Raw genomic sequence first — 4900 nt, 5'->3', positions numbered from 1 at the left:
GTACTTGTCGGCGGTGTATTCGCCATAGGAAATGTGTGACAGCGGATACAGCTTCACCCCGGACTCACGCTGGATGGTATCGACGTAGGTGGACGGGAAATCCATCTCCGAGAAGATCACCTTCACGTCCAGTTCGCGCAGTTGATCGATGGTCTTTTTCCGAAAGCTGGGGCGACTCCAAAGGCCAAGCAATGTCCAGCTCCGGATCATTCCAGAGCAACCCACCCTCGTCCTCGGGAAAATACAGGTCAGTGCATTTGTATTGAAAATCGGCGATATCGCTGAGCACGCAAAAGCCGTGGGCATAACCTGGCGGCACCCATAGCTGAAGATGGTTGTCGGCAGTCAACTTGACCCCCACATGTTCACCACACGTCGGGGATTCAGGATTGATGTCTACCACCACGTCGTACACGGCCCCTTGGGTGACCCGCACCAACTTGCCCTGGGGCCGAGTCCGCTGGAAGTGCAAACCACGCAACACGCCATACTGCGAGCGCGAGTGATTGTCCTGGACGAAAGGTAATTCGATGCCGGCGTCGCGATAACGCTGCTCATGATAGCTCTCGAGAAAGAACCCGCGTGCATCGCCAAACACCTTGGGCTCAATAATCAATACGCCGGGCAACCGAGTTTCGATGACATTCATTTCGCAGGCTCCGTAGTCAGCACCCGCGCCAGGTATTGGCCGTAGCCGGTTTTGTGTAACGCGGTGGCTTGTTTATCCAGTTCCGCGGCCGACAACCAACCCTGGTGGTAGGCCACTTCTTCAAGGCAAGCCACTTTCAAGCCCTGCCGCGCTTCAATGGTCTGGACGAAATGCCCGGCCTCCATCAATGAATCATGGGTGCCGGTGTCCAGCCAGGCAAAACCACGCCCCAGCACACTGACATGCAGATCCCCGCGCTGCAGATACGCGTTGTTCACGTCAGTGATTTCAAGCTCGCCGCGGATCGAAGGTTTGACTTGCTTGGCAATGCTAACCACGTCTTTATCGTAGAAATACAAGCCGGTGACAGCATGGTCGGACTTCGGATGTTTTGGCTTCTCTTCGATCGAGATCGCCTTACCGTCGCTGTCGAACTCGACAACACCAAAACGGTCCGGATCGCTGACGCGATAACCGAAGACGGTGGCACCGGTCTGTCGCTGTGACGCTTCGCGCAACAAGGCACTGAAGCCATAACCGTAGAAGATGTTGTCGCCGAGAATCAGCGCCACGTTGCTGTCGCCGATAAAGTCCTCGCCAATCAGAAAAGCCTGAGCCAGGCCATCGGGAGAAGGTTGTTCGGCATAGCTGAGTTCAATGCCGAAAGAAGAACCGTCACCCAACAGGTTCTGGAAGTTGGGTAAGTCCTGCGGCGTGGAAATAATCAATATCTCGCGAATGCCCGCCAGCATTAATACCGACAGCGGATAATAAATCATCGGTTTGTCATAGACCGGCAGCAGTTGTTTGGATACGCCACGGGTAATGGGATGCAAGCGGGTGCCGGAGCCTCCCGCCAGAATAATGCCTTTCATATGAGAATTCCCTTCAAAGTTTAATTGAGGCAGGGTTTGAATGGTTCAACCGATATTGCCAAGACGTTCCGGGCGGTATTCACCGTTAAGGACCCGTTGCCACCACTCTTGATTATCCAGATACCACTGAACCGTTTTGCGTAGGCCGCTTTCAAAGGTTTCCTGTGGTCGCCAACCGAGCTCACGCTCGATCTTGCTCGCATCAATGGCGTAACGAAGATCATGCCCGGGGCGGTCGGTGACGAAGGTGATCAGTTCCTTGTAAGAGCCCAGCTCTTCATCGCAGGGGCGCAGCTCATCGAGCAGCTCGCAGATGGTTTCCACCACTTGCAGGTTGCGCTTCTCGTTGTGCCCGCCGATGTTGTAGGTTTCGCCCACGGTGCCGCGCGACACCACTTCGAACAGCGCTCGGGCATGGTCTTCGACAAACAGCCAGTCGCGGATCTGCGAGCCATCGCCATATACCGGCAGCGGCTTGCCGTGAATAGCATTGAGAATCACATGGGGAATCAGCTTCTCGGGGAAGTGGAAGGGCCCGTAGTTGTTTGAGCAATTGGTGACCAGCACCGGCAGGCCATACGTGCGGTGCCAAGCGCGCACCAAGTGGTCGGAGCCGGCCTTGGATGCCGAGTACGGCGAACTCGGCTCGTAGGGCGTGGTCTCGGTGAACAGGTCGTCAGTACCTTCCAGGTCGCCATAGACTTCATCGGTGGAGATATGGTGGAAGCGAAAGCCCTGTTTCTGCTCCGCCGCCAGCCCCGACCAGTAGCGGCGGCTAGCCTCCAGCATGCTGTAGGTGCCGACGATGTTGGTCTGGATGAAGTCCGACGGGCTGTCGATGGAACGGTCTACATGGGACTCGGCCGCCAGGTGCATCACCGCATCGGGCTGGAAACGCGCGAACAACTCGTGCAGCGTCGCCGTGTCGCAGATATCCACCTGTTGGAATTCATACCGCGGGGTGCCCGCCACCGATGCCAAGGACTCGGTATTGCCGGCGTAGGTGAGCTTGTCGATGTTGAGTACGCTCACATCGGTGTTGTTAATCAGATGGCGAACGACGGCCGAGCCGATAAAACCGGCACCGCCGGTGACGATAATACGTTGGGTCACTTGCTGTACTCCTTGGGGTACCACTGGATCAGTAATTTTTCATATTGGGAAAGGATGTTTTCCCAAGTGAACTTTTCGTTGAAGCGGCGGGTGCTTTCAGCCTTCATCGCCGCGATCAAATGGTTATGGTCGTCGCGCAAGTACTTCTCGAACAACTTGGCACAGTCGTGCTCGTCGTCGAAGTACACCGCCGCATCACCGGCGACCCAACGGTTGAAATGGTTGTTATGGGCAATCACCGAGCAGCCAGCGCCCAATGCCTCTACCAGCGAAGGGTTGGTGCCGCCGACACGGTGGCCATGGATATAGAAACGACTGAAATAGCGCAGCGCTTGAACAACCATTGCTTCATAGATGGCACCGGGAAAAATAACCTCGTCCCCGGCGGCATCCATTACTTGTTTGTGGTACTTGTTCTTGTCCGGGGTGAAGTTTCCCAGCACAACGAGTTTGTGATTGCGCCGTTTACTACTAAACGCCTTGACGATCTGCAGGAAAGAGTTCTCCGGTTCTGGCCGGGCGATAACCACAGAAAAACCTTGGGGCTCCAGATTGTATCGAGCCAAAGCTGTGGGATCAGCATCAGTTACTCGGTCGCCACCATAGGGAATCATAGTGATCTTGGAGCTTGAGACTCGAGTGGCCAGGTGCTCCTTGATCATCGGGTGGTCGGCCACCAGATGGTTACCAAACCAGCAACCTGCCCGCTCATTGAGCCAGAACCAGGTTTTAGCTACCAAGCCCCACTTTTCGCGCTTCCATTCGATGCCATCCATATTGATGACATTAGTTTGACCTTTGATGCGCTGGAGAATGTTGAAGACAGCAGTGTTGTAGCCGAGGGTAAGAAAAAGGCCGTCCTGGCCCAGCGCATGGACAGTGGCTTTCCAGTCGAAGAACATCGTTCCCGCGGTAGNATCATTGATAATACTAAAATCCCCTGTATTGGCAATCGGAATATGTATTCTTTGAATTCCATTCCATTCTGTGGAGGTAGTACTCCCAATACCTTCTTCCTGACAATAAACGGTGACCGTCCAACCGTTGCTTGTTAAGTAAAGTGCGAGCTTCTCTGCAAATGTTTCGAAGCCGCCATGTTGGGCAGGAACACCTCGTATGCCCAATATATATAAATTTTTATGCTTCATATGGTTAGTCTTTTTTGTCGAGAGATTGTTTTAAAGCCCTAATATAATCAGTGCCAAATTTTTTCGTGGGCTCGATGTAGGAGCCTTCACCATATTCATTCCAGCAACATATAACCATATGACCTAGTGTCTTTTTGTGGTGCATTTCAATAAATTTCTTTGCAGCAGAAACATGATGACCAAACTGCTCAGGTGTACTCGTTGAGTTATCGTGACTCAAGTCTTTACTACCTCCCCAAGGACGTTTGTCCCACCCGGATGTTACAGGAACAAAATAGGGGATTTTAGTATTATCAATGATCCATTGCCATGACTGCTCGTAGCCGTCGGTCAACTCTTGATAGCTTGTGGAAGGCTTAGTGGATTTATTGTGCTCTCCTGACACACCGTAGTGGTAATTGTATGCCGTGAGCGCATCATAACCATCTTTTGTTATATTAAATAGGTTATTGCTTAAAGCTTGGCTTACCCCAACAAAATATATGCCATTAAGCCCTGAACTTACTGCTTTTTCTCGAGCTCTATCAATTAATTCCCTTGAAGAACTTCCGAAGATACGAGCTTGCCTATCTAATTCTTGAGGCGAGAAAATAAAAACAACCGGCTTGCCATCTATTGTTTTATAATCGGAAGAAGAAAAATAATTAGCAATCCAATACTCAACAACCATATCGAAAGTTCTCATGGATCGCGGCGAATTAAAGTGATTAGCCCAAAGGATAGAAAACTCAATTCCTTTTTTTGATTTAGATGCTATAAAGGAGTCAATTGTCTGATTAAGGGTAACACCATGATTTTCTAACCAATACCAATCATAAATTATAAAATCTATTCCTGCTTTGTGCATCCAGGTAGTTTGCTGCTCCGTTGTGTGTGGGTCCCCATCTTTGTACCATCCATTCAATGGTTTTTTTTCCGGATATTTTTTTATTTTCAACCAAGGATCATTGGGCTTCAATGGTGCAGATTTAAGCCAGCCGGGAAAATAATAAACACCAACGCTAATGTCCGCATACAAACTTATGGGATAAGAAACCAATGCAAGTAGAATTAACTTAGCGATCGATTTTTTTCCAGGTCTCACGAGAGCCCCCTCCCCACACAGATATAAGTAG

The 4900-nt window shown here is 51.0% G+C and carries 4 protein-coding genes and 2 pseudogenes; all 6 read right to left on the bottom strand.

Annotation, left to right across the window (positions count from 1 at the left end; genetic code table 11):
* A pseudogene (locus tag HCU66_RS26665) lies at positions 1-171 on the bottom strand (ABC transporter substrate-binding protein); the annotation flags it as partial.
* Positions 143-649: pseudogene (rfbC, locus tag HCU66_RS26660) on the bottom strand (dTDP-4-dehydrorhamnose 3,5-epimerase); the annotation flags it as partial. The pseudogenes rfbC and HCU66_RS26665, both read right to left, overlap by 29 nt.
* Positions 646-1524, bottom strand: a complete 879-nt coding sequence (gene rfbA / locus HCU66_RS26655; RefSeq protein ID WP_205891352.1) for a glucose-1-phosphate thymidylyltransferase RfbA — start codon at positions 1522-1524, stop codon at positions 646-648. The pseudogene rfbC and the gene rfbA, both read right to left, overlap by 4 nt.
* 45 nt (positions 1525-1569) lie before the next feature.
* A complete protein-coding gene (gene rfbB, locus HCU66_RS26650; protein ID WP_205891351.1) occupies positions 1570-2637 on the bottom strand; it encodes a dTDP-glucose 4,6-dehydratase in 1068 nt (355 codons plus the stop codon).
* Entirely contained in the window at positions 2634-3785 is a 1152-nt protein-coding gene (locus HCU66_RS26645) for a DUF1972 domain-containing protein (protein WP_205891350.1), read from the bottom strand. The genes rfbB and HCU66_RS26645 overlap by 4 nt, the downstream gene beginning before the upstream one ends.
* A gap of 4 nt (positions 3786-3789) precedes the next feature.
* Positions 3790-4900 (bottom strand): glycoside hydrolase family 99-like domain-containing protein (locus HCU66_RS26640; protein WP_241015709.1); only part of this gene is annotated, 1111 nt, incomplete at its 5' end.

This window comes from Pseudomonas frederiksbergensis, assembly GCF_017114915.1.
GTDB classification, from domain to species: Bacteria; Pseudomonadota; Gammaproteobacteria; order Pseudomonadales; family Pseudomonadaceae; genus Aquipseudomonas; species Aquipseudomonas frederiksbergensis_I.
Note: the sequence above shows the minus strand (reverse complement) of the source record. Positions and strands in the feature narration are given on the sequence as shown.

Coding starts and splice junctions, on each gene's coding strand:
- rfbA (WP_205891352.1), bottom strand. CDS start 1,524: ATGAAAGGCATTATTCTGGCGGGAGGCTCCGGCACCCGCTTGCATCCC.